The sequence below is a fragment of the Peribacillus sp. NPDC060253 genome (assembly GCF_042727425.1).
Taxonomy (GTDB): domain Bacteria; phylum Bacillota; class Bacilli; order Bacillales; family DSM-1321; genus Peribacillus.
Map to the genome: position 1 here is coordinate 1 of NZ_JBHXAS010000207.1, position 4,968 is coordinate 4,968.

Here is a 4,968-nt window from a genome sequence, read left to right on the forward strand (position 1 = left end):
GTTTATATTATAACAAACATTTTAAGTTTATATCTATATTTTGTCATTAACTCAATTTTCACACAAAAAAGAAGAGTGATCCTTAACGAAAGAAATGATACTTTTCTCTAAAATTCATAGCAAAAAGAATTTTTTCGTTCTGGGGGGTACAGCAAAACAGTAACTTGATGGGCATGTGGTGCTACCCCATCGCTATCAAGCTAATCTTATGCAAGTTTAATTTCGTGTGAGATTTTTCCTTTTTTCTAAAAATCCAATATAAGTCCTTTAAAGATTTGCATACCAAATAAACCCTATTAAGTTTCAAATTTTTAGATTACGCTACATGATTGTGAGACATAGAAAAATTGTATACGACGCTTAAGATATCAAAGACTGTTTTTTCTCATACCTATGGGATTTTCGTCCGTTTTTCTGTAGGAGGTTGAACAGGCGAATTAGAATCTTTGATAGCTCTTGGGTGTCTTTCTGTATAGCTTGGAAGAGAAGAAAAAAGTAATCTTTAATCTTATATATGGCCTTATATTCACTCAGTTCTCGTTTCTTTTTCATAAGAAGTAATTGCCGCATTTGAAACATGGTAGAAGAACAGAGTTGAATGGCAATCAGTTGCCCATACAAATGGCATTCCAATCGTTCTCGTTTTATCTTTTTACAATGATGAATATGAAAGAATGATTTCCACGCTTTAAATAAAATCTCGATTTGCCAACGTAAAGAATACCAATCATGTACTTGCCCCATGGGGACAATATCTTTAGGGGTATTTGTCATATATACATTGATGCCGCTAAGTCGTTTACTACGAGCTGAATACTTCATTCCTTTCTTTTTTTCTCTTACAGTTTGATCTTGTAATCGTTTTTGTTGTTGTTCTTTTGTTAGTCGATGAACAATCACACGAGTTGGGACTTTATCAGTCATTCCTACATAAGCGTAGGATATTTCACATGTTTGTCCTGGTTGAAGAGAGTTCATTACAACTTCCATATCTAACTGGATATACTCTGTACCTTTCTTGATTCTGCCATCTTGAAAATAGTCAGGGTTAGGATTTTTTTGATAGATACGTGTATTCGATTTGATACGTGAGATAAAATAAGCCTTTTTATCTTGTATATGTTGAAGATTTTTCAAATGAAAATAACCTAAATATCGGATACATAAATCATTCGCTGTTACAGTTGGGACACACAGGGAACCGTAGGTTCGATCATGTTGTTTACCTGGACCTGTATGAATATGAAGGAACTGTCCACTTAATAAATCATACTCAAGCTGAATCTTTACTCCCGCTGTATGGCTGCATCCTCCTGCACCTGGATAAACGAATGAAAAAGGATCTGGAAGTTGAAATGCAGTTGAATCTAAAATACGAATACGCTCGAAAACAGAAGTATATGGAGAAAAAATCGGCATAGATGAGGTCAATTTTTGGTTTAGTATTTCAGCTAATAGGTGTTGTGAAAATTGGACTGCCACTTGATTAAATCGTTGATTCAATCCCTCAGGGCTGATGAGCACTTCAGTTGATGCCTCTAAACAGCTAGATAACTAAGTTAAAGAAGTCGTTGCGACATTTTGACTCATCCATACACATAAAGCGACTAAATCTTTTTCTTGGTTTTCATTTTAAAGTGGATTTTTTTTTGTTAGCTTAATGGCGATGGGGCAATCGCATTCACTAAATCATATGTAGGTTTCTGTATTCTCGTGGGGTACAGTTATAAAAACGTTTGAACATTTTTGAGAAATTGCTTGGACTGTCGATCCCACATAAACTTGAAATCTCCGAAATGCTATTAGCAGGATTTTTTAAAAGAAAATCTGCTCCTTGCATTATTCTATATTTCAATAAATATTGAATGGGAGAGAGTTGTATTGTCCTTTGAAAACAGCGCAAACACTCTCTTTCTCCAATATCAGCTACTTTTGCAATATCAACCAAAGTTAAATCTTCTGAAAAGTTATTGTGAATGTAATTAAGCATCTTTCTGATACGGAAATTATCCCGATCAAGTTCCATATCTCCTGTCGCAAATTCCTTCTCAAATTGTTGGTACAGGAAAAAACACAAATTGGATAACTTTTCTCTGACTATAAATTCAAATCCAGAAATATTTTGAGCCAACGCTTCAAAAGCACTAATAAAATTATTTGTCGCTTTTTCATTATCGCCTCCCCTAAATAAATAGCCATCAAATGAAGTACAGGATATAAGTGGTAGCATAAATTTGTTTGCAAATACAGAATCCTTGTTTCCTGTAATAAGCATTGGGTTAAAAACCAAAGACTGCAATTCACAATAGGAAGCAGTCATTGCATAATGGGGAATGTTGGACTTTATAACAATACAATCACCCTTCTTTAGGTGAAATGATTTTGCCGGTATTTGCAGCTTCAATACTCCATCTTTTACATATACAATTTCGATTTCTTCATGCCAATGCCACGGAATAAAATCTTCTGGTTTATCTGTATATCGTTCAGAATATCCAGCGCAGGGGAATTCAAAAGTTCCGTGTGGCTGAAGTTCTTTACCTGCACGGTTCAAATTTAATCCGCATTTTTGTAAACTCATAGTTCGTCTCCTATTGGTCGTTTTTGTTATAGTATACGTCCGTAATTGAGTTGTATCAAGTTATCTGTGGCGGTATACTTTTGATAGGAAATTAAATGAAACAAGGAGGGAAGTAATGTTTCATTTATTGTTAGCAATTATTTATTTGGCATTTATCAGTTTAGGGCTACCGGATTCGATTCTAGGGTCAGCATGGCCTACGATGTACAAAGAACTTAACGTTTCTTTTTCCGAGGCAGGTGTGATTTCTATGATTATCGCCGTTGGGACCATAGTCTCCAGTCTGCTAAGTGATCGTCTTACAAAGAAACTCGGAACAGGAAAAGTTACGGCTATTAGCGTGCTAATGACAGCTGTCGCACTTTTCTGATTTTCTGTCAGCCACTCTTTTGGAATGCTATGTTTATGGGCAATCCCTTATGGTCTTGGTGCGGGCAGTGTAGATGCTTCACTGAATAACTATGTGGCACTGCACTATGCAAGCCGTCATATGAGCTGGCTTCACTGTATGTGGGGAATCGGTGCCTCCCTTGGACCATATATTATGGGGTACACTTTGACAAATGGGCAAGGTTGGAATACAGGGTATCGTTATATCTTTATAATCCAGATTATTTTGACTATTGTTTTACTGTTGAGCCTGCCACTCTGGAAAAAGAAAGCTGTCAGCAATTTTGAAACAGAGAATGCTAATACTCAGAACAAACCGCTTTCGCTATCGCAAATTATTAAGATGCCGGGAGCGAAAGAAGTAATGGTAACTTTCTTCTGCTATTGTGCTTTGGAGCAAACAACTGGTTTATGGGCCAGTAGTTATCTTGTATTGAATGGGGGCCTGTCTTCTGAAATCGCTGCCAGTTTTGCCAGTCTGTTTTTTATTGGAATTACGATAGGCAGAGCATTCAGTGGTTTTTTGACTATAAAATTAAATGATATGCAAATGATTCGTTTGGGACAGGGATTTATATTTGTTGGTATCCTGTCGTTACTATTGCCATTTGGAAAAGAATTTTCCCTTTTGGGTTTGATTTTGATTGGCCTGGGATGTGCTCCGGTTTATCCCTGCATTATTCATTCTACACCCGAACATTTTGGTGCTGATAAATCACAGGCTATGATAGGTGTTCAAATGGCTTCCGCATATGTTGGAACCTGTTTAATGCCCCCACTGTTCGGACTGATTGCAAATCGTATCAGTATTTCCCTGCTACCGTTTTATCTATTGGCAATATTGATTCTTATGATTGTTATGAATGAAATACTGTTACAAAAATCTAAGAAAGAAAGGGTTTTAGTATGATGATCAAAATTAAGATTATGCAGATTCCTAATGTTGAAAAGCTCAAAAAAATAATTGAGCAAAGCTGCGGCGATGTTCTACTGCATTTACCTGACAATAATACAGTTCATGATTTAAAAAATAGTATTGCACTGCAATTTCTTAAACAAAAAGCATCTAAAGGTTCCGGAGTAGAGATTTATCTTTCTGAGGCAAAAGACTACTTTAAATTTGTATATTATACGATGTTCGACTGCTTATGATTGATTTTTCCATATGCAAAGTATATATAGCGAAGATGGAGAATATGCACCAGTGGAACAAGTGGAGCGATGTTCTTCATATTATGTCTGTTATAGACCATAACTGTGCATGAGCAAATGTAGAAGCAAGAGCTGCGGCAAAAAACAAAAGAGATTTTCTATATCGCAGGTATTGAAATTGATTGTGTCTATAAGGACACGAAATTTCATGTGATTGGGTATTGAATTGGTTGTTAAAGGAAAGATTTTGAACGTATTGGCATCTTGCCACATGCCTATCAACATAACAGAACAGGCTGCCCCAAAAATGATGAAAATGAACTCAGTTACTATAAAAAACACAAAATTCCCGTTTAGGGAGGCCTTTAAATCCTTAGCTTGATTGGCATGTGGTGCTTACCCCTTATGGAACTAAAGGGGCAGGATAGTTGAAGAGTGCTGTTTGACCTTTATTCAACAATTGGGCAAGATTGTTTAGTAGTTTTAGGGAGGTGTTAAAAGATGGAATGGTTTACTTTTTTTGTTTTTCCAGCATTCACTTTAGGTGGAATAGCTTTAGGGCTCGCCCTTCACTCAATCAAAAAAATAAAGAACATGGAAAGGAGAGTTGAGGAATTAGAAAATAAAAATAAATTAAACTAACGGGTGCGTTAGCTGAAGATCGGAGCTGTCTATAAGGCAGCTTTTTCGTGCGCCCGGCATGGGTGCAATCTATAGGGTGTGAGTCCCGAACCATGAAGGCAGTAGTAATGGTTAGCTTAATGCAAGGGTGTCCACGGTGACGTGGAATCTGAAGGAAGCAAGCGGCAAACCTCCGGTCTGAGGAACACGAACTTCATATAAGG

At 36.6% G+C, this 4,968-nt stretch carries 3 protein-coding genes and 2 pseudogenes; 3 read left to right on the forward strand and 2 right to left on the reverse strand.

All coding sequences use genetic code 11. The features are described from left to right. Positions 1-316 precede the first annotated feature (316 nt). Both ACFWE9_RS25890 and ACFWE9_RS25895 read right to left on the reverse strand, forming a co-directional pair. Positions 317-1,623: pseudogene (locus ACFWE9_RS25890) on the reverse strand (IS4 family transposase); the annotation flags it as partial. Between the two features lie 61 nt (positions 1,624-1,684). Further along, positions 1,685-2,581 carry an AraC family transcriptional regulator gene (locus ACFWE9_RS25895; RefSeq protein WP_230159628.1) on the reverse strand — a complete coding sequence of 299 codons (897 nt, stop codon included), beginning with the start codon at positions 2,579-2,581 and terminating at the stop codon, positions 1,685-1,687. 115 nt (positions 2,582-2,696) lie between these two features. Here ACFWE9_RS25895 and ACFWE9_RS25900 point away from each other — a divergent pair. From ACFWE9_RS25900 to ACFWE9_RS25910, 3 genes and pseudogenes are all read left to right on the forward strand, one after another. Further along, a pseudogene (locus tag ACFWE9_RS25900) lies at positions 2,697-3,881 on the forward strand (MFS transporter). Beyond that, on the forward strand, positions 3,881-4,123 hold the full coding sequence (locus ACFWE9_RS25905) for a hypothetical protein (protein ID WP_377359521.1): 243 nt from the start codon (positions 3,881-3,883) through the stop codon (positions 4,121-4,123). The pseudogene ACFWE9_RS25900 and the gene ACFWE9_RS25905 overlap by 1 nt, the downstream one beginning before the upstream one ends. A 501-nt stretch (positions 4,124-4,624) precedes the next feature. Further along, positions 4,625-4,765, forward strand: a complete 141-nt coding sequence (locus tag ACFWE9_RS25910; protein WP_230159631.1) for a hypothetical protein — start codon at positions 4,625-4,627, stop codon at positions 4,763-4,765. The last annotated feature ends 203 nt before the right edge of the window (positions 4,766-4,968 follow it).